Raw genomic sequence first — 25,585 nt, forward strand, 5'->3', positions numbered from 1 at the left:
TTGCCAAAATCCGACGGTCTGCAACCCCGCCGTCGGGTGGCATGGGCCTGACATGATCCGGGCACGCCAGCTTCCCCTCACCCCCGGCACACGCACCCCTCCCTGAGGCATCGCCCGCCAGCCCGCGTCACGCCTGCGTCCCGCAGCCCGTGACAGACTGATCTCAACGGCATTACATCTTGTAACAGCACGGTAGCGACTTTCGCGCCACTGGCCCGCGGGAGCGGCCTGGTACCGACGATATAATCCGGGCACTCTTGTTAGGTAAACCCTTATGGCCACAGCACAACAGAAGCCGTCCCTTCCCGTCCGCCGTCCGTTGTGGGCGCGCATCGCGTTCTGGGTATTCGGGCTGCTTGCTGCCGGCGTCGTCGCCGTGGCGCTGCTGGTGGGCTATGCGCTGGTCGTGGCCGCCCCCAACCTGCCGTCGCTGGACACCATCACCGACTACCGGCCGAAGATTCCGTTGCGCATCTATACGGCCGACAACGTGCTGATTGGCGAGTTTGGCGAAGAGCGCCGCAACTTCGTGCCGATCACCGAGATCCCCGACGTCATGAAGAAGGCCGTGCTGGCCATCGAGGACGACCGCTTCTACGAGCACGGCGGCGTGGACTTCGTCGGCGTGATGCGTGCCGGGCTGGCCAACCTGCGTGGCGGCCTGTCGCAGGGTGCATCGACCATCACGATGCAGGTGGCGCGCAACTTCTTCCTGTCGAGCGAGAAGACCTACACGCGCAAGATCTACGAGATGCTGCTGGCGTACAAGATCGAGGCGAACCTGACCAAGGACCAGATCCTCGAGCTGTACATGAACCAGATCTACCTGGGGCAGCGCGCCTACGGCTTTGCCAGCGCCGCGCGCGTGTACTTCGGCAAGTCGATCAAGGACGTCACCCCGGCAGAGGCGGCGATGCTGGCCGGGCTGCCGAAGGCGCCGTCGGCCTACAACCCGGTGGTGAATCCGCGTCGCGCCAAGGTACGCCAGGAGTACATCCTGCAGCGCATGCGCGACCTGCGCTACATCACGCCCGAGCAGTATGACCAGGCCGTGCGCGAGGAACTGAAGGTGCGCAGCGAGGGCAACGAATTCTCGACGCACGCCGAGTACGTGGCCGAGATCGTGCGCCAGCTGATGTACGCGCAGTACCGCGAGGAGACGTACACGCGCGGCCTGACTGTCTACACCACGCTGAACAAGGCCGATCAGGACGCCGCCTACGAGTCCGTGCGCAACGGGATCATGACCTACGAGCGCAAGCACGGCTACCGCGGCCCCGAGGCCTTCATCGACCTGCCGTCCGATCCGGCCGACCGCGAGCAGGCCATCGACGACGCGCTGGTGGAGCATCCGGGCAGCGACGATCTGCGCTCCGCCGTGGTAACGAGCGTGTCGCCCAGGCAGGTGAAGGCGACGCTGCTGTCCGGCGAAGTGGCCACCATCGAAGGCACGGCGCTGCGTTTCATCGCGCCGTCGCTGTCGGCCAGTGCCCAGCCGAAGGTCAAGATCCGTCCGGGTGCGATCATTCGCGTGACGCAGGATCCGAAGGACAACACGTGGTCGGTCACGCAGCTGCCCGAAGTGGCCGCCGCGTTCATCTCGCTGAGCCCCGAGGACGGTTCGATCCGTTCGATGGTGGGCGGCTTCGACTACAACCGCAACAAGTTCAACCACGTGACGCAGGCCTGGCGCCAGCCCGGTTCCAGCTTCAAGCCGTTCATCTACACGGCGGCGCTGGAAAAGGGGTTCTCGCCGGCCACGGTGATCAATGATGCACCGCTGACAATCGGCCCGGACACCGGCGGACAGGTCTGGGAACCGAAGAACTACGATGGCAAGTTCGAAGGCCCGATGACCATGCGCCGCGCCCTGGCCAAGTCGAAGAACCTGGTGTCGGTGCGTATCCTGCGCGCCATCGGCACGCAGTACGCCCAGGACTACATCACGCGCTTCGGCTTCGAGGCCGACAAGCACCCGGCCTATCTGCCGATGGCGCTGGGCGCCGGCAGCGTGACGCCGCTGCAGATGGCGGGCGCCTATTCGGTCTTCGCCAACGGCGGCTATCGCGTGAATCCGTACCTGATCCAGCGTGTGGAAGACTCGCGCGGCAAGGTCATTTCCGAGACCCATCCGCAGAAGGCCGGCGAAGACGCCGTGCGTGTGCTGGACGCCCGCACCGCGTTCATCGCCGACAGCATGCTGCGTGAAGTGGTGCGCAGCGGCACGGCCAACCCGGCCAAGCAGCGCCTGGGCCGCAATGACCTGGCGGGCAAGACCGGCACCACCAACGACGCCGTCGATGCGTGGTTTGCAGGCTACACGCCCAAGCTGGTAGCCATCGCGTGGATGGGTTACGACCAGCCCAAGAGCCTGGGCGTGCGCGAAACGGGCGGTGGCCTGGCGCTGCCAATCTGGGTCGGCTACATGGGCAAGGCGCTCAAGGGCGTGCCCGAGAGCCCGGACCGCCAGCCGCCGGAGGGCGTGGTCATGGCGGCCGGCGACTGGACGCTGGAAGAGAATGCAGCCGGCGCCGGCGTGGCGTCGGTGGGCCTGGGCGATCCGTGGCCGGGCAAGCCGGAAGAAAGCTCGCGTCCGCCGCAGGATACCGAGCAGGAAAAGAAGAAGATCCTGGAAATGTTCGGCGGCGCCTGACGGCCTGCTGGCCTGCCAACCTTCCCCAGCAACAAGAAACCGGCCCTGGCGGCCGGTTTTTCGTTGTGCCGCGCGGGCTTACTTCAGCGTCAGCGTGGTGCCAGCCTGCAGGCTCATGTAGCCGGACAGCGCCGCGTACAGCTCGGCGCCGCTGCGCGTGTCCACCCAGCGGGCGCCATCGTGGCGAAAATGGAAGCCGCCGGCCTTGGCCGCCACCCACAGCTCCTGCATCGGCGCCTGGCTGTTGACGATGATCTTGGAGCCGTCCTCGAACTCCAGTTCCATCACGTTGCCGGTACGGTTGATTTCCACGTCGGCGTCGGCGGCATCGGCAGCCGCTTCGATATCGGCTTCCAGCTTGTCCAGGGCCGCGCCGGCCAGTGCCAGGAACTCGGTCTCGTTGAGGGGGGGCATGCTACACTCCAAGGCCGCCGGCAGCCCGTTTCCACGGGCATTCGGACCGGCAAATCAGATTGATGGAAAACGGGAAAGCCGTGCGCTTTCCACAGCCATCCGAAAGCCATCCAGACAATGAAGGACTCCCCGATGCTGCGTCGTGGTGCGATTGTATCGGCCTTTGCCGCCCTGCTCGCGATGCCCCTAGCCGGGTGCGGCATTCGCGGCCCGCTCTATATGCCCCGCGTACCGCCCGAGCCCACGCCCCCCACGGTGGCCGATCCGGGCCTGGGCCAGCCGGGCGCAACCCCGCCCCCGGCGCGTCCGATGGGCGAGCCCGCCACATCGACGCCCGCCGTCGCCGAGCCCGCCAAGGGCAGTTCCGCCCCCTCCGCACGCTGAGTGCATGCCAGACCATGAATGATTTTTTCCATCGCCGCGAAGACGGCACCCTGACCGTCGAACAGGTACCGCTGGCGCGCATTGCCGCCGAATTCGGCACGCCTGCCTACGTCTATTCGCGCGCGGCGCTGACCAAGGCGTACAACGCGTATGCCGCCGCCTGCAAGGGACGCAACGCGCACGTGCAGTACGCGGTCAAGGCCAACTCCAACCTGGCCGTGCTGCAGGTGTTCGCCAAGCTGGGTGCCGGCTTCGACATCGTGTCGGGCGGCGAGCTGCTGCGCGTGATTGCCGCCGGCGGCGACCCGCGCAAGGTGGTGTTTTCGGGCGTGGCCAAGAGCGAAGCCGACATGGCGCTGGCGCTCGAGCACGACGTGCGCGGCTTCAACGTGGAATCGATTCCGGAACTAGATCGCCTGAACGCGGTGGCCGGCCGCCTGGGCAAGCGCGCCCGCGTGTCGCTGCGCATCAACCCAGACGTCGACGCAAAGACCCACCCCTATATTTCCACCGGCCTCAAGGGCAACAAGTTCGGCGTGGCGTTCGAGGACGTGCTGTCGACTTACCGCGCCGCCGCCGCGCTGCCGCACCTTGAAGTGACCGGCATCGATTGCCATATCGGATCGCAGATCACCGAAGTGGCGCCGTACCTGGAGGCGCTGGACAAGGTGCTCGACGTGGTGGAATCGCTCGAGGCCGAGGGCATCAAACTCGAACATATCGACGTAGGGGGCGGCCTGGGCATCACCTATGACGACGAGACCCCGCCGGACATCACCGGCTTTGCCACGACGCTGATCGATCGCGTGGCCGCACGCGGCCACGGCCATCGCGAGGTGCTGTTCGAGCCGGGCCGCTCGCTGGTGGGCAATGCCGGCGCGCTGCTGACCCGCGTGGAATTCCTGAAGCCCGGCGCGGCCAAGAACTTCTGCATCGTCGATGCCGCAATGAACGACCTGGCCCGACCGGCCATGTACGAGGCCTACCACCGCATCGAGCCGGTGGCGCCGCGTGCCGACACCGCCGTCACGTACGACGTGGTGGGTCCGGTATGCGAATCGGGCGACTGGCTCGGCCGCGACCGCGCGCTGGCGGTGCAGCCCGGCGACCTGCTGGCCGTGATGTCGGCCGGCGCCTATGGCTTCGTGATGAGTTCGAACTACAACACGCGCGGCCGCGCGGCCGAAGTGATGGTCGATGGTGACACGGTGCACCTGGTGCGCGAGCGCGAGCTGCCGGCGGATCTGTTCCGCACCGAGCGCCTGCTGAAGGACTGACCGCGCCAACGCAAGCCGAAAAATAAGGAAAGGGCGACATCGTTGGTGTCGCCCTTTTTTCTATTGCGTGGCCACGGCGGCGGCGCGCGGCTTGCGCAACCACCACCAGATCCGCATGGCCAGCAGCACGAATACCACGGCCGCGTAGATCGAAACTTCTCCAAAATCGTGCTTGCCGGCCTTGTGCCACCAGTAGTGCAGGATGGCCAGCACGGCGATGGCGTAGATCGACCGATGCAGCGCCTGCCAACGCTTGCCGCCGAGCCAGCGGACCATGGCATTGGTCGACGTGACGGCCAGCGGAATCATCAGCATGAACGCCGCGAACCCCATCGTGATAAATGGCCGTTTGCCGATGTCCTTGATCATGTAAGCCACGTCAAACCCGCGGTCCACGGCGAGCCAGAGCAGGAAATGCTGCACCGCGTAGAAAAACGTGAACAGGCCCAGCATCCGGCGCAGGCGCAGCAGCCAGTGCCAGCCCGTGAGCCGGCGCAGCGGCGTGATGGCCAGCGTCACGCAGAGCATGACGAGCGTCCACGTCCCCGTGGACCGGGTCACGAATTCGAGCGGATTGGCGCCGAACTGCGACGTCGCCCCGAGATACATCAGCCGCAGGAACGGCAGCAGCGCCAGCAGCCAGACCAGCCCCTTCAGCGTCTTCACGCGCGCAGGCGCGAGCATGGCCAGACCACCGGCCCCGGGCCGGCTGCCTCGGGGCGCGCGTGCCTGCGCCGCCGCGCGCGGATCGCGCTCGGCCATCAGAAGTTCTTCCTCAAATCCATGCCCTGGTAGAGCGATGCCACCTGCGCGCCGTAGCCGTTGAACGGCAGCGTCTTGCGCTTGGGCGCGAATAGCGCGGAGAACCCGCCGCCGCCCTTGTCTTCGCCGATGCGGCGTTCGGTGGCCTGGCTCCAGCGCGGGTGATCGACGTCGGGGTTCACGTTCGAATAGAAGCCGTACTCGTTGGCGGCGGCCAGGTTCCAGCTGGTGGGCGGCTGCTTGTCGACGAAGCGGATCTTTACGATCGACTTGGCGCTCTTGAAGCCGTATTTCCACGGCAGAACCATCCGCACCGGCGCGCCGTTCTGGTTCGGCAGCACCTCGCCGTAGAGGCCGAACGTCAGCAGCGCCAGCGGATGCATCGCCTCGTCCATGCGCAGGCCCTCGCTATACGGCCAGTCGAGCACGCCGCTGCTCAGGCCGGGCATCTGCTTCTTGTCCGCCAGCGTGATGAATTGCACGAACTTCGCCCCCGGCTGCGGTTCGACGCGCTTGATCAGCTCGGCCAGCGGATAGCCGATCCACGGAATCACCATCGACCAGCCTTCCACGCAGCGCAGGCGGTAGACGCGTTCTTCCATCGGCGCGATCTTTAGCAGTTCGTCCAGGTCGTACACCTTGGGGTACTTGACCAGCCCTTCGACGGCCACTTGCCACGGGCGCGGCCGCAGCGTGCCGGCGTTGCGGGCCGGGTCCGACTTGTCGGTGCCGAACTCGTAGAAATTGTTGTAGGTCGTGACGTCGGTGTACGGCGTGCGTCTTTCGGTCACGGCGTAGGCGTTGTTGAGCGTGGCGGGCAGCTTCGGCAGCTTGCCCGGCGCCTCCTGGGCGAACGCCTGGCGCGAGAACCACGGCGAAGCCAGGCCCGCTGCAGCAGCGGCACCGCCCATCGTCAGCAGGCGCCGGCGCGACCGATACAACGGTTCGGGCGTGATTTCCGACGCGGCGACATCGTCACCGCGCAACCATTTGGGGGAAGGAATCAGCATGTTTCGCAGCGTTGGGTAGGACTTGCAGCATTGGACATCAAAAGCTGCCGGAAGGTGCGGAGCCGCCCGGATATCGGGTGATCAGGCGGACGGTCATGTGCCTGGGCTAACCCCGCTGGTATTGCTGGTAGACCGCCTGGGCCAGTGCCAGCAGCCGGTCGCGCTCCAGCGGACCCGCCAGGGCGAAGCCGAGATCGCGATCGACCCAGTAGAACGCCATGGTGGGGTGTCCGGCGGGATTTCGGGCCGGCGTGCGCGGCGGCAGCCGTTCGAGCCGGAAGGCGGTATCGGGCGTGCCCTGTGCCATGCGGCGCAGTTGCAGCGACACGCGCGTGCCAGCGTCGTCCTCGTACATCAGGATGGCCATCGGGCCGCCCTCGGAAGCGCCAAGGCGCCCGCCAATCAGCCGGAATCCCTGCGGATGGAGGTCTGGCACCTGCAACGATGCACCGAGCCGTTTCGACAGCCAGGCAACCAGATGGGCCTCGTCGCTGGCGGGCACTTCGACCACGTGCCTGACTTCGGGCGCATAGACCACATAGCTGGCCAGCGCCTCGCGCGCAAAACGCTCCATCGGCGCGACGGCCACGGCATCGGCCCCAACATGATCGCGGGCGTACCAGCCGCCGGCGGCACCCGCCACCAGCGCACACAGGCTGGCAGCCAGCGCCAGCGGCCACGCCAGGCGCGCCGTGGTCGCGTGGCCGCCCTGCCCGTGCAGTTCGCGCGGCAGCGCAGCCAGCGGCACGGCCTCGTTCAGCACGCCATCCAGTCCGGCATGCAGCGCGGCGGCCTGCTGCCGCCAGGCTTCCACCTTGCTCGCCGCCTCGGCGTCGGCCGCCAGGAATGCCTCGACGGCGGCGCGGCGCGGACCGTGCAACTGGCCATCGGCATAGGCGTGAAGATCGGCTTCGCTCACCGGCGTCTGGGGGCTCATCATTTCACCCGTTGCAGCACATTCGGCGCCGCAACGTCCTTCGCGCCGCCGTCGAGCAGGCGGCGCATCTGTTCACGGGCACGGCTCAGGCGTGACATCACCGTGCCGGCCGGGATTTCAAGCACCTGGGCCGCTTCCGCATACGAAAACTGCTCCAGGCTGACCAGCAGCAATACGGCCCGCTGGGCTTCCGGCAGGGCGGCCAGCGCCCTGATCAGGTCGCGCCGCAGGCCTGGATCGTCGCCGGGCACCGCCACGTCCGGCGGTTCGTCGGTCACGCTGACCAGATCCGCGCGGCGCAGCCCGTTCAGGCGCAACCGGTGCATCAGCGTCAGCAACCAGGGCAGCAGGCCGTCGGCACCGTCGCCCCAGAGCGATCCGGGACGCAGGCGGAATCGCCAACGGTAGCGCAGGGCCCGCTCCAGCGTGTCCTGCACCAGATCGTCGGCCAGCGCGGCGTCGCCGGTCAGGCCGCGCGCGTGGCGCCGCAGCCGCGGCGCCAGCGCCACCAGTTGGCGCTCGAATCCGTCCATGCGCGGGTTGCCTTGCGTTCAGGCGCCCGAAAAATCAGGGCTTCGCCACGTGCCAGACGTTGTTGAGGTTGTCGCCAGTCCGGTCGCCCGGCTTGGCATCTTTGGCAAAGCGGTACAGCGGCATGCCCTTGTAGGCGTACTGGCGCGTACCGTCGTCACGCGTGATGACCGAGTAGCTGCCCGACGCCGTCTTGCCCGGCTCTGCCAGCAGCGGCGGCCAGTTGGTGGCGCACATGCCGTTGCAGACGCTCTTGCCACCGTTGGCGGGGTCGCGATCGAACGTGTAGAGCGTCAGGCCCTGCGGATCGGTCAGCACGCCGTTGGTCACCTTGACGGTCGGCGGCATTTCGCTGGCCCCACCCATGCCCATGCTGGAACAGCCGGCCAGCAGGACCGTTGCGGCGCCTGCGGCGATAACGAGCGGGCGAAGTACGGATGCAGCAGTGTGACGAGTATTCATCTTCAGGTCTCCTTCTCCGGGGCGGTGCCGACCGTCGGCACCGTGTCCCTTCAGTAAACACCGGATGTGACGTCCTTATTCCGTTTGGACCGAAAAAAAGTGGCGCCTTCCTGCTACCTGTGCAGTTTAAGACGCCTGAAAAAACAAAAAGCCTGTCGCAAGGACAGGCTTTTCGATCGGTAGACGGCTGGCGAATCAGAGTTCGCCGTAGCTATGCAGGCCGGACAGGAACATGTTCACGCCCAGGAACGCAAAGGTGGTGACCAGCAGGCCGACCAGCGCCCACCAGGCCGCCACCGTACCGCGCAGCCCCTTCATCAGCCGCATGTGCAGCCATGCCGCGTAGTTCAGCCAGACGATCAGCGCCCAGGTTTCCTTCGGGTCCCAGCTCCAGTAGCCGCCCCATGCCTCGGCCGCCCACAGCGCGCCAAGGATCGTGGCGATCGTGAAGAAGGCAAACCCAACGGCAATGGCCTTGTACATCACATCATCAAGCAACTCCAGCGACGGCAGGCGCTCCGCCAGGATGCCGCGCTGCTTGAGCAGGTACGCCACGGACACCATCGCAGCCAGCGCGAACGTGCCATAGCCGATGAAGTTGGCCGGGACGTGGATCTTCATCCACCAGCTTTGCAGTGCCGGCACCAGCGGCTGGATCTCCTGCGCATTGCGGGTGACCGTGTACCAGAGCAGGAATCCCACCGCCGCCGACACCACCAGCATCACGAACGGCCCCAACGCCCGCGTGGCGTAGCGGCGCTCGTAGTACAGGTAGAACAGCGACGTGATCAGCGTGAAGAGAACAAAGACCTCGTAGAGGTTCGAGATAGGAATATGGCCAATATCGGCGCCGATCAGGTACGACTCGTACCAGCGCACCATCAGGCCCGTAAAGCCCAGCACCACGGCCGCCCAGCACAGCTTGCTGCCAAGGCTCGACCCGGTGTCCGACCGGGAGGCAAACCCGACCCAGTAGAACACCGTCGACAGGAAGACCAGGGCGCTCATCCACAGGATGGCCGACTGGCTCGACAGGAAGTACTTGAGGAAGAACGCCTGCTCGGCGCGCGCCAGGTTGCCCTGGTACATCTGGATGGCAAGCAGCGACAGCACCGCGATGCCGACCATCAGCGGCCGCACCGCCTTCCAGTGCCATCCAAGCAGCGCGAACGTGGGCACGGCGGCAATCAGCACGGCCTTGTCGTACACGTTCATCCAGTGGCCATAGCGCGTCAGCGCAAAGCCGGCGCCCAATACCAGCAGCACGGCAAACGCCCAGTCAACCCAGGTCAGGCGGCGCAGAAAGGACGGTTCGAGGAAATCGGCTTCGAGCTGTAGCGGGTCGTGCGACACATTGCCGGATGCGGCATTTTGTCGCGGCGTCAGGCCCGAGGAGGCGTGGTTGAGATTGGAGGACATGGCATTCCTGCTCTGCGGTGCGATGCACCTGTAATGTCTGCGGTATCAACGTGGCGCGGCAGGCCGGGGTTCTGGTACTTCCGGCCGCCGGAAACCCTCTTTCTACTATAGCGACGGCCTCTGCCTATCATCGGGCCCTGATGCATCCGATTGCGGTGCCGGCGGCGACATCGGCGAGGCGCCATCCGCTGGCACAGGTGTCACTTCCGCGCCCACGGCACGGCCAACATCATCGCGCAATGTGACGAATTCCTTTTCGAAATCCATCGTGCGGCGCTGCGTCGACATGGCCATCAGCACATGGCTGCCGGCGGAGTTTCCGGCGTCGTCCGGTTGCTTGTCCTTGATCCAGATCCAGACGCGGCGTTCGCGGATATAGAACATCGCGAACACGCCCAGCACCAGCAGCAGGCAGCCAAGATACACGATGTTCTTGCCCGGCGCACGGGTCATCTGGAACACGCTGGCCTTGACCTCCTGGAAGTCGTCGAGCTGCAGAAATACGGGCGCCGCGTAGAAGAAACTGTCCGACAGCGCGTTGATGGCCTGCTGCAGGAACTGGCTGCTCTGGGCGTCGTTGGCGATCACGGGCAGCTTGTCCTGCTCGCGTGCCAGTTGCCACAGTTCCCACATCGATCCATTGAGAATCTTCAGCAGGACGTCGGCCGCCTTCTGCTGCTCGCTTTGCGGCACCGATTTTTCGAGGAAGGCCGCGATCGCGGTGAAGCCTCCGGGAGGCGCATCGGCCGACGAGCGCGTGGCGCCGGCAAACAGGTCCATGGCCCGCTGGGCGCTTTCGGCCAGTTGCTTGCGCAGCGTTGCCTTGTCGTCGCCGGGCATCGACACGGCCGCAAAGCGACGCGCCGCCTCGCCACGCATGGCACTGCTTTGCAGCGCGGCGCGCAGGCGCATCCAGTCGGCCACGCTGCGCTGGTCGTCGGCGGGAATACGCAGGTAGCGGAACTGTTCGCTCGGCGAATCGCGCATGCCGGCCAGGAACACGGTCTGGCCGTCGAGTTGCACCGGCAGCATGTAGTTGTTGAACTCGCGCGCCTGTCCGGTGCGGTCGCGCAGCTTGTACTGGACCGACGGGCCGACATTGCGCAGGTTCTTGTCCTTGTCCAGGCTGGCCGCCGCACCCAGATGCTGCTCCAGCGCACCCAGCGACGACTTGCGCGCCACCCCGCGCACATCGGCCTTGCCCGACGCATCGGTCACGGTCTCGACGTTGATTTGCCGGAAATCGCTGAATTCGACGGTCAGGCTGTCCTGGTCGGCAGCCGTGCCGGTGCCGGTCAGCGCCACATTGCCGCCCACCGTGCCCGCGATCGGGAAAGTGCCATGGCTGCTGCCCGTCATCGGATAGCCGACGAACTTCAGTTTCGAGCCGCCGTCCTCGAAGCTGGACTGGTAGATGGCCACGCCATCGACGATCAGCGGTTCGTTTACCTTGATCGTCGCCTCGGTGCGCTTGCCCGTGGCACGATCGGTCACGACCACATCCGACGCGAACAGCTTCGGCATGCCGGTGGAGTAGTAGTCGACCGTGAACTTCTTGAGCATGATCGTGAACGGCAGGTCCTGCACCAGCGCGCCATCGGCGATGTTCAGGATGGCCGTGGAGACGGTGGCCCCCTCCGGCACGAACGCATTGCCGCGGAATCCCGGGTTGGCGGGCGACAGCCGGTGCCTGGCAGGAATCTCGCTGATGATGGCGTTGCCGGCGATCGGCGTCTTGCCGCCGAACCACATCTGGGCGCGGATCAGCATGTCGCCGTCCAGCAGGCCACCCACGCAGATCACGACGATGGCCGTGTGCGCCAGGATGTAGCCCAGCTTGTTGGCAGCGCCCGCCTTGGCGGCCAGCAGCGTTGCGCCGTCATGTTCCACCGGCTTGACGCGGTATCCGCGGTTGCGCAGCAGCGCACCCAGGCGGCCTGCCGCTTCCGCACGGCCGCGCGGCGCCTCATATTCGCCGCGATGATGGAACGCCCGCAGGCTGCGCTCGCGCACATGATCCTTCCACGAGCGCATGTCGACGATCATCTTCGGGGCGTTGCGCGCAATACACAACGACGTGGAGATCACCAGGAATGCCAGGATCAGCAGGAACCACCACGAGCTGTACACCTTCTGCAGCGACAGCGCGTGGAACAGGTCCGCCCAGAACGGCCCGAACTGGTTCACGTAGTTCGGGTACGGTTCGTTCTGCTTGAGCACGGTGCCGATGATGCTGGCGATGGCAATCACCGTCAGCAGCGTGATCGCGAAGCGCATCGAGGACAGCAGCTCGACGGCATCGCGCAGCACGCGGTGTTGGGTCTTCAGGTGCAGCCCTGAAGTGGATGGGGTCGACATGTGCGGTAAAGCCTGAAAGCCGTGTGGCGCCAATAGGGTTGGCGCCAGGGTTGCGCGCCGATGTGACGCGATGTGGTGCCGCTCAAAATGAAAAAGGGTGGACATGCTTTGGCAAGCAGGCCACCCTCTTCGATTGTTGCCCACGCGTCCGGTTCATCCCCCGAGGGATGCGCCGGACACGCAGGCCTGATACGACTTAACGGACGCCGGCGACGTAATCCGCCACCGCCTTGATCTCGGCATCCGACATCCTGGCGGTAATCGTGCTCATGACCGAATTGTTCTTTCGGGTGCCCTGGCGGAACGCCACCAGTTGCGCTTCGGTGTACTCGGAATACTGGCCTCCAATGCGTGGGTACTGGGCCGGAATGCCGGCGCCGGTCGGCCCGTGGCAGCCTGCACAGGCCGGCACGCCCTTGGCGGCGATACCCCCGCGGTAGATCTTCTGGCCTTCCTCGATCGTCGCCTTGTTCTTGGCCGTGGCAGGCTTGAGCTGCTGCTTGGCCAGGTAGGCGCCGATGTCCTTCATGTCCTGGTCGCTCAGCGCCTGGGCGTACAGCGACATGATGGGGTTGTCACGCGACTTGGCCTTGAAATCCGCGAGCTGCTTGTGAACGTAATCGCCCTGCTGGCCAGCCAGCTTGGGATTGACGGCAGCCGTGCTGTTGCCGGCGGTGCCGTGGCAGGAGAAGCATGCCGGGACATTGCGATCGGGAACACCTTGCGTGTAAAGCGTCTCGCCCTTGGCGGGATCCGCCTTGGCGGCGGCCTGCTCTGCGGCAGATACCAGCCCTGTCATTGCGCCCAGCGGAACTGCCAGCGCCATGACTCCCAAAAGTTTCGCAATGCGGTTCATCCTTACACCTTGTCAGATTTTGTTATGAACACCGTAATGCATGCCGGTCGCCTTTGTCCCCTGCCGGCGGTGAGGAAGCGCCATGGGGCAGGAGCTGGAAACGCGTATGCGCGACGTCCTATTCTTGATCGGGGACAATATTCCCGACCCAATTTCAGAGTTCGCCGATGACATCCGGCAAGGATGCCACACGTCACCCGCTCAGGAGACCGTAAACCGGGTTATTGTACAATAAATCGCTTTCCGGATTGACTTAGGTCAGTGTCTGTGGCGACGTCTGCACTGGCCCCTTGCCAGCGCCCTGTCCGCCGGCTCCAAGTATTCACGCATGTCCCTTCTACAGCAGGCCCGTTTCTTCAATACCGTCAACCATCTGCGCGACCTGCCGGCCACGGCAGTGCCCGAGGTGGCGTTCGCCGGGCGTTCCAACGCCGGCAAGTCGACGGCGATCAACACGCTGTGCAGCCAGAAACGGCTGGCATTCTCGTCCCGCACGCCGGGCCGCACGCAGCATATCAACTTCTTCACCGTGGCCCCGGTCAAGGCGCCGGACCCGCTCGGATTCCTGGTGGACCTGCCGGGCTATGGCTACGCCGAGGTCTCCGGCAGCGCCAAGTACCACTGGCAGGGCCTGCTGTCGGACTACGTCCAGAGCCGCACCCAGCTGGCCGGCCTGATCCTGATGATGGACGCGCGCCGCCCGTTTACGGACCTCGATTGCCAGATGGTCGAGTGGTTCCTGCCCACCGGCAAGCCGATCCACGTGCTGCTGACCAAGGCCGACAAGTTGACCAATAGCGAAAATGCCACGGCATTGCGCGAAACAAAGCGGATGCTGGCCGACTATGCAGCCCAGATGAACAATCCGCCGGCCATGACCGCGCAGCTGTTCTCCAGCCTGAAGCGGCGCGGCATCGAGGAAGCCCAGCGCGTGGTGGCGGGATGGCTGGCGCTGCCCGAAGCCCAGCCGCCCGAGGCACCCGAGGCGCCGGCTGGCGCCCCGCAGGCGTAGGGACGCCCGACTTCCACGCATCCGCATCCGGACCGGCCAAAAAAAAGCCCCGTTGCAAGCAACGGGGACGAACTTTCCCACCGGTTCAGGGCGGGTACCCGCTCAGGGAGGAGTAGCGGGGGACACCGCGCTGCACGAAGCAACACAGAGTGTCCGCGAGTATGATAGCGGGCAAGCACAAAAGTTCTTTCTTCTTTTGGCGCAAGCGTTTCTTCATTGCCCGCAGCCCGCTGCGGTGACGTGCGCCACGCATCCGTCCACGACTTTCGCCTCCCCCGATTCCGCCATGTCCACGTTTCCCGAGTACCGTCCCCGCCGCATGCGTCGCGATGACTTCTCGCGCCGCATGATGCGCGAGAACCGCCTGTCGCCCGATAACCTGATTTATCCGGTGTTCATTCTGGACGGCCAGAACAGGCGCGAATCCGTGGCGTCGATGCCCGGTGTGGAACGCGTGTCGGTGGACCTGCTGCTGCCCGTAGCCGAAGACTGCGTGAAGCTGGGGATCCCGGTAATCGCCCTGTTCCCGGTCATCGATCCGTCGCTCAAGACGCCCGATGGCATCGAGGCCACGCGCGCGGAAGGCCTGGTGCCCCGCGCCGTGCGCGCGCTGAAGGACCGCTTCCCCGAACTCGGGGTACTGACCGACGTGGCGCTCGACCCGTACACCAGCCACGGCCAGGACGGCGTGCTGGACGACAACGGCTATGTGATCAACGACATCACCGTCGACATCCTGGTCAGGCAGGCGCTGGTGCAGGCCGAAGCAGGCGTCGATATCGTCGCGCCGTCCGACATGATGGACGGCCGCATCGGCGCCGTGCGCGCCGCGCTGGAAGAGGCCAACCACATCCACACGCGCATCATGGCCTACTCGGCCAAGTACGCGTCGGCCTTCTACGGCCCGTTCCGCGATGCAGTGGGCTCGGCCGCCAATCTGGGCAAGGGCAACAAGATGACCTACCAGATGGACCCGTCCAACACCGACGAGGCACTGCGCGAAGTCGGCCAGGACATCATGGAAGGCGCCGACATGGTGATGGTGAAGCCGGGCATGCCGTACCTGGACATCGTGCGCCGGGTAAAGGACGAATTTCGCTACCCGACCTACGTCTACCAGGTCAGTGGCGAATACGCGATGCTGAAGGCCGCCGCCCAGAACGGCTGGCTGGACCACGACAAGGTCATGATGGAATCGCTGCTGGCATTCCGCCGCGCCGGCGCCGACGGCATCCTCACGTACTTCGCCCGCGATGCCGCGCGCCTGCTGAAGGCCGCCGGCTGACCGGCCAACGCTGCCGCATGCAACTACTGGGCTTCTCGGCCAGCCAGGTACACCCGCTCGCGACGCTAGACGCCGCACGGGACTTTCTTTCCGGCAACGCCGCCGCGCGCTTTGTCTGGGCCGACTTTGCCACCGAGGAGGTGACGCCCGCGCCCGGCGCGTGGCGCGACCGCCTGGTGGCGCTGACCGGCGCGCCCATCCTCGACCTGCATCTGGCCGATGCCACCAACCCTGCGCATCCGTCGTTCTTCGACACGACCAATGCGTATGACATGGTGATCTTCCGCAAGCTGACCTTCGAGACCAGCCGCCAGTTTGCCGAGGCGGACGCCGCGCAGTCCGGCGGCGACACCGCCACGCCGGGTACGATGGCCGCCGCCCCGGTGGCCCCGGCTAGCGGCTCCGCCACGCCGCCGCAGACCGGCCCGGAAGCCGCACCGATGCCCGCCCCGCGCAAGGCGTCGCGCAAGTACGCGCCGGGCTTCCTGCCCGCGCTGGCGCGCATCGACACGCAGCCGGTGGCCTTTTTCGTATTCGACAATGTGCTGATCACGGTGCGGCCATCGCCGTCTCGCACCATCGATCAGGTCCGGCAGCGGCTGCTGGATACCTGCGGCGCGCCGCAATCCGCGCCGGCACGCGCCAACGGCGCGGCGTCGCTGATGCATGGCGTTCGCCCGCCCACGCGCCCGGAAGACCTGATGCTGCGGCTGCTGAACGCCATGGTGGACCGCTACCTGGACCTGCGAACGCCGCTGACGCGTCAGTTGGACCGCTGGCAGCGCGCCCTGCTGAGCGCCCGGCAGAGCTTTTCAAGCTGGGAAGGACTGCTCGACGCACGTATCCAGCTGCGCCGGCTTGAAAACCTGAGCGAGGAACAGCGCGACGCGTTGCAGGAATTCCGCGACAGCCTGCTCGACAACCGCTACAGCGCTGGCGACGGCGACCCCGGCGCGGCCAGCCGCGATGAAGTGCTGCTCGTGCGGCTGACCGACCTGATGGAGCACATCATGCGGGTTCTCGCGCACGCTCGGCGGTTGGAGGATTCGATCGAATCGGCCGTGCAAATACACTTCTCTGCCGTGGCGCACCGAACCAACCGCACCATGCGGGCGCTGACGATCATCACGGCCCTGTTTATGCCGCTCACGCTGATTACGGGCGTGTTCGGCATGAACTTCGCCCGCATGCCGTGGCTGCAGGAGCCGAACGGGTTCTGGTGGTCGATCGGATTGATGGGCGGGGTGGTGGCCGCCATCGGTGGCATCTGGGCGCTGGGACGCTGGCTGGACCGATAGCCTCCGCCCGATCCGGCGCCCCTGGGGTGCGGACTCAGGTCTGCGGCGCCTTGCCGAACGCGCGCTCCAGGCTGTCCAGGAAGCGGTTCGCCGACTGATAGCCGATCACGCGAACCGGGCGCTCGCGGCCGTCCGGTCCGAACAGGATGATGCCCGGCGGGCCAAACAGGCCGAATCGCTTGAGCAGCGCCTTGTCGTCGGCGTTATTGGCCGTCACGTCGGCCTGCAGCAGCACCACGTTGGCCAGACGCGCCCTGACCTTGGCGTCGGGGAACGTCAGCTTTTCCATCTCCTTGCAGGAGACGCACCAGTCGGCATAGAAATCCAGCAGCACCGGGCGGCCCGCTGCCGCGGCCTGTGCCACGCGCGCGTCCAGTTCGGCAACGCTTCGCACGCGTTCGAAACGGACGACTGCGTCCTTGCCGGCGGCCCCTGTCGCCGACGGCCCCGGGAAGCTGCCGAGATGGGACAGCGGCTGGAGCGGATCGCGTCCACCAGAAGCCACCCCGACGATCTGGATGGCGCCCGCCAGCGCGGCAACCAGGCCCAGGCCCTTGCCCAGGCGCAGCAAACCGCGCGGGTCAGGGCCGAGCGAGTCGAACGCGCCAAGATACACGGCCGCGACGATCAGCAGGGCCGCCCACGCAATCATCACCACCCACGCCGGCAGCACCGGGGTCACCATCCAGATCGCCACGCCAAGCAGCAGGAAGCCGAAGAATCGCTTGGTTGCCTCCATCCATTTGCCCGCGCGCGGCAGCAGGTTGCCCGCACCGACGCCCACCAGCAACAACGGCACGCCCATGCCCAGCGCCATGGCCAGCAGCGCCGCGCCACCGGTCAGGGCATCGCCGGTCTGGGCGATATAGGCCAGCGCGCCAGCCAGGGGGGCGGTCACGCATGGCCCGACGATCAGCGCCGAAATCGCGCCCATCGCCACGGCGCCCACCACCTGGCCGCCCTGCCTGCGATTGGAAGACTGCGTCAGCCGGGTCTGCCAGTGCTGGGGCAGCTGCAGTTCGTAGAGACCGAACATCGACAGCGCCAGCCCGATCATCAGCAACGCGAACAGGCCTAGCACCCAGGGCGTCTGCAGCGCGGCGGACAGGCCTTCGCCGGCCAGTCCCGCAGCCACGCCCACCGCGGTGTAGACCACGGCCATGCCCAGCACATAGGCCAGCGACACGACAAAAGCGCGGCCCCGCGTGACGTGCTCGCCGACCACGATCGACGACAGGATGGGCACCATCGGCAACACACAAGGGGTGAAGGTCAGCAACAGCCCAAGCCCGAAGAACAGCGCGCCGATCAGCGGCAGGTTACGGCTGGCCAGCGCGCCGGCGATACGGTCGTTCTCGTCGATTTGCGGACCACGAATGGCGGGTGCCTTGGGCGGCTCGCTGGCTGGACTGTCCGCCTGGGGCGCGCCGGGCGTCGACCGTGCGGGCGCGCTGCGATCGCCAAAAAGATTGCCCAGCGCGGACCCGCCTACCTTGTAGACGCTTTCCATCGGCGGGTAGCACAGGCCCTTGTCCGCGCAGCCCTGCGAGGTCACCACCAGCGTCCAGCGGCCATCGGCCGGCGCCTGTTCGACGGGGACCTTGACGACGACGGCGCCGCGGTAGGTTTCCATGTCCTTGCCGAAGGTCTCGTCGAAATGCACCTTGCCCTGCGGCATGGCCGGGGTACCCAGCTTCACGCCGGCCGGCTGTGCGGCAAAGGCAAATCGCTCGCGGTACAGGTAGTAGCCGTCGGCCACATCGAACCGGACTTCAATGGTCTGGGGATCGACCTGCCTGGCGGCAAACTTGAACGCCTGATCTGGCGGCAGGAAGTCGTCTTCCGACGCCGCACGGGCGCTGCCCCAGGTCACCAGACATACGAGGAAGACCAGGGCAATTGCGACGATATGTCGCAATCCCGAACGCGCCGACGGACGTCCGCCGCGCGCCGCACCGGGCCGTTGTCCGATGGGTGGCGTGGCACCGTCAAGCCACGTTCCGTTCCCGCTGATCCCCGTTGTTCCCATGAGTTGTTCCGATACTTGTTGTTCTGGCTTCAAGGCTGGCTTGCGGCCCCGCTGGCTTCCGCCCGGACCCAGCCCAGATAGGCGGGCAGCCCCACCAGCGGCCACGCAATCAGTTCTGGCACGTCGTAGGGGTGCTCGGCGCGGATCACGGCTTCCAGCGCCGGGTACTGGCCCTGCGTGGTCTTGATCAGCAGCGGCCATTCCTGCGCCTGCTCCAGCTTGCCTTGCCACCAGTACTCGGACTGGCACGGTGCCAGCCGGTTCACGCAGGCCGCGACCCGGGCTTCCAGGACGGCCCGTGCCACCCGCGCCGCGGACGCCTCGTCAGGCAGGTTGGTCATCGCCATCCAGACCGATTCTGCCGGGTCCGGGCGCGTCGCGCTATGGGAGGAGTCTGAACTTGTCATGCGTGGATAGGGGCACAAAACAAAAGAGCCAGGCAAAAGCCTGGCTCGATTGTAGTGCCGTGTCCGATAACCCGTCAGCGGGGACGGGTTCGGTCATCACTTATTCCGCAGCTTCTTCAGCCGGGGCTTCGGTGATTTCCGGACGGTCCACCAGCTCGACCAGCGCCATCGGCGCGTTGTCGCCCTGACGGAAGCCGAACTTCAGGATACGGGTGTAGCCGCCCGGACGGGTGGCGTAACGCGGGCCCAGTTCGGTGAACAGCTTGGTGACCATGTCGCGGTCGCGCAGACGGGCGAAAGCCAGACGGCGGTTGGCAACGGTGTCCTTCTTGGCCAGCGTGATGAGCGGCTCGACAACCTTGCGCAGTTCCTTGGCCTTGGGCAGGGTGGTCTTGATCAGCTCGTGCTGGAACAGCGAGTTGGACATGTTGCGCAGCATCGCGAGACGGTGCGACGAGGTGCGGTTCAGTTTCCGCAGACCATGACGGTGACGCATGATGATTCCTTTCGATTACAGTGTTTGACCAGCTCTTCTATCGCCTTGGCCGCTGGAAGCGGGCTCGGGCGCGGGCCGGTAGTGCTACGGTGCCACGGGCGGAATTGCCTGTGGCGCGTTGACAGTGGAGCCGCCTTTCGACAGCTCCACCCGCCAATTACTTCTCCAGACCTGCGGGCGGCCAGTTCTCGAGCTTCATGCCGAGCGTCAGGCCACGCGAAGCCAGGACTTCCTTGATCTCGTTGAGCGACTTGCGACCCAGGTTCGGGGTCTTGAGCAGTTCGTTCTCGGTACGCTGGATCAGGTCGCCGATGTAGTAGATGTTTTCGGCCTTCAGGCAGTTGGCCGAACGCACCGTCAGCTCGAGGTCGTCCACCGGGCGCAGCAGGATCGGATCGATCTGCGGAGCGCGGCTCGAAGCCGCCTCGGCTGCCGATTCAGTGCCTTCCAGCGCGGCAAACACCGACAGCTGATCTACCAGGATACGGGCCGACTGGCGAATCGCTTCCTCCGGCGAGATCACGCCGTCGGTTTCGATGTTCATCACCAGCTTGTCCAGATCGGTACGCTGTTCCACACGCGCCGATTCCACGGCGTACGAAACGCGGCGGACCGGCGAGAACGAGGCGTCCAGCACGATGCGGCCGATCACCTTGCCCGACTCGTCGCCGAACTTGCGCACGTTGCCCGGCACATAACCACGGCCTTGCTCGACCTTGATCTGCATGTCCAGCTTGCCGCCTGCGGACAGGTGGGCAATGACGTGACCCGGGTTGATGATCTCGACATCGTGCGGCAGCTCGATATCGGCTGCCGTGACCACGCCTTCGCCATCCTTGCGCAGCGACACCGTGACTTCGTCGCGGTTGTGCAGCTTGAAGACCACGCCCTTCAGGTTGAGGAGCAGGTTGACGACGTCTTCCTGAACGCCATCGATGGTGGAATACTCGTGGACGACCCCAGCGATCGTGACTTCAGTCGGCGCATAGCCGACCATCGACGACAGCAGGACGCGACGCAGCGCGTTACCAAGCGTATGCCCGTAACCGCGTTCAAACGGCTCCATCACGACTTTAGCGTGGTGGTCGCCCAGCGGTTCGACGGCGATGATTTTTGGCTTGAGGAGTGCTGTTTGCATTAGGTTGTCCTTTTCAATACCCTCGGCTCGTTACACCGATAAGGCTGACGTTTGGAACCTGAAAAAACCCATCGTATGATGGGCAATAAGCCCGGCGCGCCGCGTGGCGCGCCGGGCTGAAAGCGAAGCCTTGTGGATAAGGCAAGCGATGAACCGTTCGAATCTCGGTCCGCGATTAACGCGAATACAGTTCGACGATCAGGCTTTCGTTGATGTCGCCCGAAATATCGGCGCGATCCGGAGCCTGCTTGAACGTGCCTTCGAACTTCTTGGCATCCACGGCCACCCAGGTCGGGAAGCCCGACTGCTCGGCCAGCGACAGGGCCTCGGCGATACGGACCTGCTTCTTCGACTGTTCGCGGATCGACACGATGTCACCAGCCTTGACCTGGGCCGACGGCACGTTCAGCGGCTGACCGTTCACCAGGATCGCCTTGTGCGAAACCAGCTGGCGCGCTTCGGCGCGGGTCGAGCCGAAGCCCATGCGGTACACGACGTTGTCCAGGCGCGATTCCAGCAGTTGCAGCAGCTTCTCGCCGGTGTTGCCCTTGCGGCGGTCGGCTTCAGCGAAGTAGCGGCGGAACTGACGCTCCAGCACGCCATAGATGCGCTTGACCTTCTGCTTTTCGCGCAGCTGGTTGCCATAGTCGGACGTACGGGCACCCGAGGTGCGGCCGTGCTGGCCCGGCTTGCTGTCCAGCTTGCACTTGTCGGCCAGCGAGCGACGGGCGCTCTTCAGGAACAGATCGGTGCCTTCGCGGCGGGAAAGTTTGGCCTTCGGGCCGGTATAACGTGCCACTTTGTCTTCCTTTGATCGATCACGACGCCATCAGGACGCGCCGCGAGTCCGTCACCTGTCGTGACGGACGGTGGGCTTATGGTTCTTCATCCGCAATGACCAGGGTCACGCGGAGGCAACGCAAAAGCATGATGAATATCGTCCTCGTCGAGGCGAAAGCCTCAAGACGCGGACGCAAAACGAAAGCCCGCCGCAAAAAATTGCAGCAGGCCAACGCGGGATACTACCACACTCCGGAGATACGGGGTAAGACCCTGATCGTATCCCCGGCAAGCCTGGCGCTTAGATACGGCGGCGCTTCGGCGGACGGCAGCCGTTGTGCGGCACCGGCGTCACGTCTTCGATCACCGAAATCTTGATGCCCAGCGCGTTCAGCGCACGGACAGCCGATTCGCGACCCGGGCCCGGGCCCTTGATGCGCACTTCCAGGTTCTTGATACCCTGGTCTTGCGCAACGCGGCCGGCGTTTTCGGCGGCAACCTGGGCTGCGAACGGGGTCGACTTGCGCGAACCCTTGAAGCCCTGGCCACCAGCGGTCGCCCACGACAGGGCGTTACCCTGACGGTCGGTGATCGTGATGATGGTGTTGTTGAACGAAGCGTGGACGTGCGCAATGCCGTCGGCAACGTTCTTCTTGACCTTCTTACGCGCGCGCTGGGCGGCGTTATTCGGACCTTTTGCCATTCGTCTATTCCTCTGCCTTCGGCTTTACTTCTTCAGTGCCACGCCGGCCTTGCGCGGACCCTTACGGGTACGGGCGTTGGTGCGGGTACGCTGGCCGCGGAGCGGCAGACCTTTGCGGTGACGCATGCCACGATAGCAACCAAGGTCCATCAGACGCTTGATGTTCATCGTGGTTTCACGACGCAGGTCACCCTCGACCGTGACCTTGCCCACTTCGTCACGAAGCTTTTCCAGGTCGGCGTCGGTCAGATCCTTGACCTTCTTGTCAAACGGTACACCGGTGGCCTCGCAAATCTTGCGGGCGCGCGAGCGGCCGACACCATAAATGGCCGTCAGGCCGATTTCGGTGTGCTTGTGGTTCGGGATGTTAACCCCTGCGATACGTGCCATTCGTCAATCCTCTTTCCGATTAGCCTTGGCGTTGCTTGTGGCGGGGATCCGACGAGCAGATCACGCGCACGACACCGTTGCGCTTGATGATTTTGCAGTTGCGGCAAATGCGCTTAACAGAAGCCAGCACTTTCATGATTTTCCTCTTCCTTCAATTCCAGTTCGCTTCACTTCGTCCGGAAGACGATACGTGCGCGAGACAGATCATATGGAGTCAGCTCAACCGTCACCTTGTCACCCGGAAGAATCCGGATGTAGTTCATTCGCATCTTGCCGGAGATATGGCCGAGTACTACGTGGCCGTTCTCCAGTTTGATGCGGAACGTCGCGTTGGGGAGATTTTCCAGGACCTCCCCGTGCATCTGGATGACGTCGTCTTTTGCCATACCTGGTGCCCGCCCCGACCCCAGCTTTCCTTAGCGCAAGGTCAGGTTACCCTTGAAATTCGCCTTCTTCAGCAGCGACTCGTACTGCTGCGACATGACATAGGACTGTACCTGTGCCATGAAGTCCATCGTGACGACCACGATGATCAGCAGCGAGGTTCCGCCGAAATAGAACGGAACGTTCCAGCGCAGCACCAGGAATTCCGGCAACAGGCAGACCAGTGTGATGTAAATCGCACCAGCCAGCGTCAGGCGCACCAGGATCTTGTCGATATAGCGCGTCGTTTGCTCGCCCGGACGGATGCCCGGAATGAAGGCTCCACTTTTCTTCAGGTTGTCTGCCACTTCCCGGCTGTTATAGACCAGAGCCGTATAGAAGAAGCAGAAAAATACAATCGCAGTCGCATACAGCAGGATGTAGACCGGCTGGCCCGGCGACAGCGTGGCAGCCAGGTCCTTGATAAACCGGCCAACCGCACCCGTCGAGTCAGACGTGAACCAGCCTGCAATCGTCGCCGGGAACAGGATGATCGACGATGCAAAGATCGGCGGAATCACCCCTGCCATGTTCAGCTTCAGCGGCAGGTGCGACGACTGACCGCCGTACACCTTGTTGCCGACCTGACGCTTGGCATAGTTCACCAGGATCTTGCGCTGGCCACGCTCGATAAACACCACGGCGTAGGTCACACCAGCCACGATCGCCACGATCAGGATCGCCGCGATGATGCTCATGGAACCCGTACGGACCAGTTCGAACAGTCCGCCGATCGCATTGGGCAGGCCCGCCGCGATACCACCGAAGATGATGATCGAAATACCGTTGCCCAGACCGCGCTCGGTAATCTGCTCACCCAGCCACATCAGGAACATCGTGCCGGTCACCAGCGTGATTACCGCCGTGGCCCGGAACATCAGACCCGGATCGATAACCAGCCCTGGCTGCGACTCCAGCGCCACCGCAATCGACAACGCCTGGAACGTGGCCAGAACCACGGTGCCGTAGCGTGTGTACTGCGTAATCTTACGTTGCCCTGCCTGCCCTTCCTTCTTCAACGACTCCAGCTGCGGCAGCACGATCGTCAGCAATTGCATGATGATCGACGCCGAGATGTACGGCATGATGCCGAGCGCGAAGACGGTAAAGCGCGACAGCGCACCGCCCGAGAACAGGTTGAACATCCCGAGGATGCCACCCGACTGACTCTGGAAAAGCTTCGCAAGCTGGTCCGGATCGATTCCCGGCACCGGAATATGTGCACCGATGCGGTAGACGATCAGGGCCAGCACCAGGAACATCAGCCGGCGCTTGAGATCGCCGTACTTCGCCGTATTCCTGGCCTGCGCGCTTGCATTGGGTTTCGCCGTGGCCAAACGATGCTCCGACTGTGACTTCGCCTATGCTGCGAATGCTACTGCGTAATTACGCTTCGATCTGGCCGCCAGCGGCTTCGATCGCAGCCTTGGCGCCAGCGGTGGCACCCAGACCCTTGATCGTCACCTTGCGGGACAGTTCACCGGCCTTGATGACCTTCGCGCTCTTGACCAGCTCGCCCACCAGGCCAGCTTGCTTCAGGACCAGCAGGTCCACTTCGGCAGCTTCCAGGCGTTCGATGTCGCGCAGGGTCACTTCAGCGGTGAAGGCCTTGGTCAGCGAGGTAAAACCACGCTTCGGCAGGCGACGATACAGCGGCATTTGACCGCCTTCGAAGCCAACCTTGTGGAAGCCGCCCGAACGCGACTTCTGACCCTTGTGACCACGACCAGCCGTCTTGCCCAGGCCGGAGCCGATACCGCGGCCGACGCGACGCTTGGCGTGCTTCGAACCGTCGGCCGGTTTCAGGTTGTTCAGTTGCATGTTGCTCTCCGAGTCCCGATCAGGCCAGAACCTTGACCAGGTACGAGACCTTGTTGATCATGCCGCGCACGGCGGGCGTGTCCTGCAGCTCCGAAACGGAGTTCAGGCGACGCAGGCCCAGGCCACGTACGGTGGCGCGATGATCCTCGCGCGTACCGATCAGGCTACGCACGAGTTGCACTTTTACGGTTTTCTGCGACATTTCGTTCACCTTAGCCGAGGATGTCTTCGACCGACTTGCCACGCTTGGCGGCGATCTCGCCCGGCGTGCTCATCTTGGTCAGACCATCGATGGTGGCGCGAACCATGTTGTACGGGTTCGTCGAACCGTGCGACTTGGTCACAACGTTCGTCACACCCATCACTTCGAAGATCGCGCGCATCGGACCACCGGCGATCACGCCGGTACCTTCCTTGGCGGGCATCATCAGCACCTTGGCGGCGCCGTGACGGCCAACAACTTCGTGTTGCAGCGTGCCGTTCTTCAGCGAGACCTTGACCATCTTGCGACGGGCTTCGTCCATTGCCTTCTGCACGGCCACCGGAACTTCCTTGGCCTTGCCCTTGCCCATGCCGATGCGGCCATCGCCGTCACCAACCACGGTCAGCGCAGCGAAACCGAGGATACGGCCACCCTTCACCACCTTGGTGACACGGTTGACCGAGATCATCTTCTCGCGGAGGCCGTCGTCGCGTTCGTCCTGTTGGACTTTTGCTTGCATCTTTGCCATGACGTATCT

Annotated in this window: 28 protein-coding genes; 6 read left to right on the plus strand and 22 right to left on the minus strand. The window is 64.7% G+C overall.

Going from position 1 to position 25,585, the window contains the following annotated elements:
• The first annotated feature begins 274 nt into the window (after positions 1–274).
• Positions 275–2,653 (plus strand): penicillin-binding protein 1A, encoded by a 2,379-nt coding sequence (locus tag D9X30_RS15140; RefSeq protein ID WP_153949098.1) that lies wholly within the window; start codon positions 275–277, stop codon positions 2,651–2,653.
• A 78-nt stretch (positions 2,654–2,731) separates the two neighbouring features.
• Here D9X30_RS15140 and cyaY read toward each other — a convergent pair whose 3' ends face one another.
• A complete protein-coding gene (gene cyaY, locus D9X30_RS15145; RefSeq protein ID WP_101680491.1) occupies positions 2,732–3,067 on the minus strand; it encodes an iron donor protein CyaY in 336 nt (111 codons plus the stop codon).
• A 132-nt stretch (positions 3,068–3,199) separates the two neighbouring features.
• Between cyaY and lptM the strand changes: the two genes are divergently transcribed.
• Positions 3,200–3,451, plus strand: a complete 252-nt coding sequence (gene lptM, locus D9X30_RS15150; RefSeq protein ID WP_194946567.1) for an LPS translocon maturation chaperone LptM — start codon at positions 3,200–3,202, stop codon at positions 3,449–3,451.
• 14 nt (positions 3,452–3,465) lie between these two features.
• Positions 3,466–4,728, plus strand: coding sequence for a diaminopimelate decarboxylase (gene lysA, locus D9X30_RS15155; protein WP_153949096.1), 1,263 nt, complete (start codon positions 3,466–3,468; stop codon positions 4,726–4,728).
• A 60-nt stretch (positions 4,729–4,788) separates the two neighbouring features.
• Here the strand turns inward: lysA and msrQ are convergent, their stop codons facing one another.
• The 8 genes from msrQ to D9X30_RS15195 all read right to left on the minus strand — a co-directional run bounded on the left by msrQ (position 4,789) and on the right by D9X30_RS15195 (position 13,063).
• Complete coding sequence (gene msrQ / locus D9X30_RS15160; RefSeq protein ID WP_153949095.1) at positions 4,789–5,490, minus strand: protein-methionine-sulfoxide reductase heme-binding subunit MsrQ; 702 nt, start codon at positions 5,488–5,490, stop codon at positions 4,789–4,791.
• Complete coding sequence (gene msrP, locus D9X30_RS15165; RefSeq protein WP_153949094.1) at positions 5,490–6,500, minus strand: protein-methionine-sulfoxide reductase catalytic subunit MsrP; 1,011 nt, start codon at positions 6,498–6,500, stop codon at positions 5,490–5,492. The genes msrQ and msrP overlap by 1 nt, the downstream gene beginning before the upstream one ends.
• Before the next feature lie 106 nt (positions 6,501–6,606).
• Entirely contained in the window at positions 6,607–7,437 is an 831-nt protein-coding gene (locus D9X30_RS15170; protein ID WP_502799637.1) for an anti-sigma factor family protein, read from the minus strand.
• Positions 7,437–7,970 (minus strand): RNA polymerase sigma factor, encoded by a 534-nt coding sequence (locus D9X30_RS15175; protein ID WP_153949092.1) that lies wholly within the window; start codon positions 7,968–7,970, stop codon positions 7,437–7,439. Before D9X30_RS15175 ends, D9X30_RS15170 begins: the two co-directional genes overlap by 1 nt.
• 34 nt (positions 7,971–8,004) lie before the next feature.
• Positions 8,005–8,430, minus strand: a complete 426-nt coding sequence (locus tag D9X30_RS15180; RefSeq protein ID WP_153949091.1) for a COG4315 family predicted lipoprotein — start codon at positions 8,428–8,430, stop codon at positions 8,005–8,007.
• A 195-nt stretch (positions 8,431–8,625) separates the two neighbouring features.
• Positions 8,626–9,849, minus strand: coding sequence for a c-type cytochrome biogenesis protein CcsB (gene ccsB, locus D9X30_RS15185; protein WP_153949090.1), 1,224 nt, complete (start codon positions 9,847–9,849; stop codon positions 8,626–8,628).
• Between the two features lie 105 nt (positions 9,850–9,954).
• A complete protein-coding gene (locus D9X30_RS15190; protein ID WP_153949089.1) occupies positions 9,955–12,207 on the minus strand; it encodes a cytochrome c biogenesis protein ResB in 2,253 nt (750 codons plus the stop codon).
• Between the two features lie 196 nt (positions 12,208–12,403).
• A complete protein-coding gene (locus D9X30_RS15195) occupies positions 12,404–13,063 on the minus strand; it encodes a c-type cytochrome (protein ID WP_153949088.1) in 660 nt (219 codons plus the stop codon).
• 328 nt (positions 13,064–13,391) lie between these two features.
• Between D9X30_RS15195 and yihA the strand changes: the two genes are divergently transcribed.
• The 3 genes from yihA to D9X30_RS15210 all read left to right on the plus strand — a co-directional run bounded on the left by yihA (position 13,392) and on the right by D9X30_RS15210 (position 16,658).
• Positions 13,392–14,075, plus strand: coding sequence for a ribosome biogenesis GTP-binding protein YihA/YsxC (gene yihA, locus D9X30_RS15200; protein ID WP_153949087.1), 684 nt, complete (start codon positions 13,392–13,394; stop codon positions 14,073–14,075).
• A 286-nt stretch (positions 14,076–14,361) separates the two neighbouring features.
• Positions 14,362–15,360 carry a porphobilinogen synthase gene (gene hemB, locus D9X30_RS15205; protein WP_153949086.1) on the plus strand — a complete coding sequence of 333 codons (999 nt, stop codon included), beginning with the start codon at positions 14,362–14,364 and terminating at the stop codon, positions 15,358–15,360.
• A gap of 17 nt (positions 15,361–15,377) precedes the next feature.
• Positions 15,378–16,658 carry a magnesium transporter CorA family protein gene (locus tag D9X30_RS15210; protein ID WP_153949085.1) on the plus strand — a complete coding sequence of 427 codons (1,281 nt, stop codon included), beginning with the start codon at positions 15,378–15,380 and terminating at the stop codon, positions 16,656–16,658.
• Between the two features lie 34 nt (positions 16,659–16,692).
• Here the strand turns inward: D9X30_RS15210 and dsbD are convergent, their stop codons facing one another.
• The 13 genes from dsbD to rpsE form a co-directional block, all read right to left on the minus strand.
• Complete coding sequence (gene dsbD, locus D9X30_RS15215; protein ID WP_153949084.1) at positions 16,693–18,687, minus strand: protein-disulfide reductase DsbD; 1,995 nt, start codon at positions 18,685–18,687, stop codon at positions 16,693–16,695.
• Positions 18,688–18,716: 29 nt separating this feature from the next.
• Positions 18,717–19,094 (minus strand): divalent-cation tolerance protein CutA, encoded by a 378-nt coding sequence (cutA, locus tag D9X30_RS15220; protein ID WP_153949083.1) that lies wholly within the window; start codon positions 19,092–19,094, stop codon positions 18,717–18,719.
• Positions 19,095–19,194: 100 nt separating this feature from the next.
• Positions 19,195–19,590, minus strand: a complete 396-nt coding sequence (gene rplQ, locus D9X30_RS15225; protein ID WP_008642987.1) for a 50S ribosomal protein L17 — start codon at positions 19,588–19,590, stop codon at positions 19,195–19,197.
• A 157-nt stretch (positions 19,591–19,747) separates the two neighbouring features.
• A complete protein-coding gene (locus tag D9X30_RS15230) occupies positions 19,748–20,728 on the minus strand; it encodes a DNA-directed RNA polymerase subunit alpha (protein WP_066731234.1) in 981 nt (326 codons plus the stop codon).
• A gap of 175 nt (positions 20,729–20,903) precedes the next feature.
• Entirely contained in the window at positions 20,904–21,527 is a 624-nt protein-coding gene (rpsD, locus tag D9X30_RS15235) for a 30S ribosomal protein S4 (protein WP_249640976.1), read from the minus strand.
• A 282-nt stretch (positions 21,528–21,809) separates the two neighbouring features.
• Positions 21,810–22,211: a 30S ribosomal protein S11 gene (rpsK, locus tag D9X30_RS15240; protein ID WP_066731240.1), complete on the minus strand. Its 402-nt coding sequence runs from the start codon at positions 22,209–22,211 to the stop codon at positions 21,810–21,812.
• Positions 22,212–22,235: 24 nt separating this feature from the next.
• A complete protein-coding gene (gene rpsM, locus D9X30_RS15245; RefSeq protein ID WP_011299299.1) occupies positions 22,236–22,601 on the minus strand; it encodes a 30S ribosomal protein S13 in 366 nt (121 codons plus the stop codon).
• Positions 22,602–22,620: 19 nt separating this feature from the next.
• A complete protein-coding gene (gene rpmJ, locus D9X30_RS15250) occupies positions 22,621–22,737 on the minus strand; it encodes a 50S ribosomal protein L36 (protein ID WP_008642959.1) in 117 nt (38 codons plus the stop codon).
• 31 nt (positions 22,738–22,768) lie between these two features.
• Entirely contained in the window at positions 22,769–22,987 is a 219-nt protein-coding gene (infA, locus tag D9X30_RS15255) for a translation initiation factor IF-1 (RefSeq protein ID WP_019451035.1), read from the minus strand.
• A 30-nt stretch (positions 22,988–23,017) separates the two neighbouring features.
• Positions 23,018–24,361, minus strand: a complete 1,344-nt coding sequence (gene secY / locus D9X30_RS15260) for a preprotein translocase subunit SecY (RefSeq protein WP_092602192.1) — start codon at positions 24,359–24,361, stop codon at positions 23,018–23,020.
• A gap of 49 nt (positions 24,362–24,410) precedes the next feature.
• Positions 24,411–24,845 carry a 50S ribosomal protein L15 gene (rplO, locus tag D9X30_RS15265; RefSeq protein WP_008642954.1) on the minus strand — a complete coding sequence of 145 codons (435 nt, stop codon included), beginning with the start codon at positions 24,843–24,845 and terminating at the stop codon, positions 24,411–24,413.
• A gap of 19 nt (positions 24,846–24,864) precedes the next feature.
• Positions 24,865–25,047 (minus strand): 50S ribosomal protein L30, encoded by a 183-nt coding sequence (gene rpmD, locus D9X30_RS15270; protein WP_008642953.1) that lies wholly within the window; start codon positions 25,045–25,047, stop codon positions 24,865–24,867.
• Positions 25,048–25,057: 10 nt separating this feature from the next.
• Positions 25,058–25,576, minus strand: coding sequence for a 30S ribosomal protein S5 (rpsE, locus tag D9X30_RS15275; protein ID WP_066731242.1), 519 nt, complete (start codon positions 25,574–25,576; stop codon positions 25,058–25,060).
• Between the last annotated feature and the right edge of the window lie 9 nt (positions 25,577–25,585).

It is taken from the genome of Cupriavidus sp. U2 (genome assembly GCF_009663685.2).
GTDB classification, from domain to species: Bacteria; Pseudomonadota; Gammaproteobacteria; order Burkholderiales; family Burkholderiaceae; genus Cupriavidus; species Cupriavidus necator_C.

Coding starts and splice junctions, on each gene's coding strand:
- D9X30_RS15175 (WP_153949092.1), bottom strand. CDS start 7,970: ATGGACGGATTCGAGCGCCAACTGGTGGCGCTGGCGCCGCGGCTGCGG.
- msrP (WP_153949094.1), bottom strand. CDS start 6,500: ATGCTGATTCCTTCCCCCAAATGGTTGCGCGGTGACGATGTCGCCGCG.
- dsbD (WP_153949084.1), bottom strand. CDS start 18,687: ATGGGAACAACGGGGATCAGCGGGAACGGAACGTGGCTTGACGGTGCC.
- rpsM (WP_011299299.1), bottom strand. CDS start 22,601: ATGGCACGTATCGCAGGGGTTAACATCCCGAACCACAAGCACACCGAA.
- ccsB (WP_153949090.1), bottom strand. CDS start 9,849: ATGTCCTCCAATCTCAACCACGCCTCCTCGGGCCTGACGCCGCGACAA.
- rpmJ (WP_008642959.1), bottom strand. CDS start 22,737: ATGAAAGTGCTGGCTTCTGTTAAGCGCATTTGCCGCAACTGCAAAATC.
- msrQ (WP_153949095.1), bottom strand. CDS start 5,490: ATGGCCGAGCGCGATCCGCGCGCGGCGGCGCAGGCACGCGCGCCCCGA.
- cutA (WP_153949083.1), bottom strand. CDS start 19,094: ATGACAAGTTCAGACTCCTCCCATAGCGCGACGCGCCCGGACCCGGCA.
- D9X30_RS15190 (WP_153949089.1), bottom strand. CDS start 12,207: ATGTCGACCCCATCCACTTCAGGGCTGCACCTGAAGACCCAACACCGC.
- D9X30_RS15210 (WP_153949085.1), top strand. CDS start 15,378: ATGCAACTACTGGGCTTCTCGGCCAGCCAGGTACACCCGCTCGCGACG.
- hemB (WP_153949086.1), top strand. CDS start 14,362: ATGTCCACGTTTCCCGAGTACCGTCCCCGCCGCATGCGTCGCGATGAC.
- lptM (WP_194946567.1), top strand. CDS start 3,200: ATGCTGCGTCGTGGTGCGATTGTATCGGCCTTTGCCGCCCTGCTCGCG.
- infA (WP_019451035.1), bottom strand. CDS start 22,987: ATGGCAAAAGACGACGTCATCCAGATGCACGGGGAGGTCCTGGAAAAT.
- rplO (WP_008642954.1), bottom strand. CDS start 24,845: ATGCAACTGAACAACCTGAAACCGGCCGACGGTTCGAAGCACGCCAAG.
- rpsK (WP_066731240.1), bottom strand. CDS start 22,211: ATGGCAAAAGGTCCGAATAACGCCGCCCAGCGCGCGCGTAAGAAGGTC.
- D9X30_RS15180 (WP_153949091.1), bottom strand. CDS start 8,430: ATGAATACTCGTCACACTGCTGCATCCGTACTTCGCCCGCTCGTTATC.
- D9X30_RS15170 (WP_502799637.1), bottom strand. CDS start 7,437: ATGAGCCCCCAGACGCCGGTGAGCGAAGCCGATCTTCACGCCTATGCC.
- D9X30_RS15195 (WP_153949088.1), bottom strand. CDS start 13,063: ATGAACCGCATTGCGAAACTTTTGGGAGTCATGGCGCTGGCAGTTCCG.
- rplQ (WP_008642987.1), bottom strand. CDS start 19,590: ATGCGTCACCGTCATGGTCTGCGGAAACTGAACCGCACCTCGTCGCAC.
- D9X30_RS15140 (WP_153949098.1), top strand. CDS start 275: ATGGCCACAGCACAACAGAAGCCGTCCCTTCCCGTCCGCCGTCCGTTG.
- yihA (WP_153949087.1), top strand. CDS start 13,392: ATGTCCCTTCTACAGCAGGCCCGTTTCTTCAATACCGTCAACCATCTG.
- lysA (WP_153949096.1), top strand. CDS start 3,466: ATGAATGATTTTTTCCATCGCCGCGAAGACGGCACCCTGACCGTCGAA.
- D9X30_RS15230 (WP_066731234.1), bottom strand. CDS start 20,728: ATGCAAACAGCACTCCTCAAGCCAAAAATCATCGCCGTCGAACCGCTG.
- rpsE (WP_066731242.1), bottom strand. CDS start 25,576: ATGGCAAAGATGCAAGCAAAAGTCCAACAGGACGAACGCGACGACGGC.
- cyaY (WP_101680491.1), bottom strand. CDS start 3,067: ATGCCCCCCCTCAACGAGACCGAGTTCCTGGCACTGGCCGGCGCGGCC.
- rpmD (WP_008642953.1), bottom strand. CDS start 25,047: ATGTCGCAGAAAACCGTAAAAGTGCAACTCGTGCGTAGCCTGATCGGT.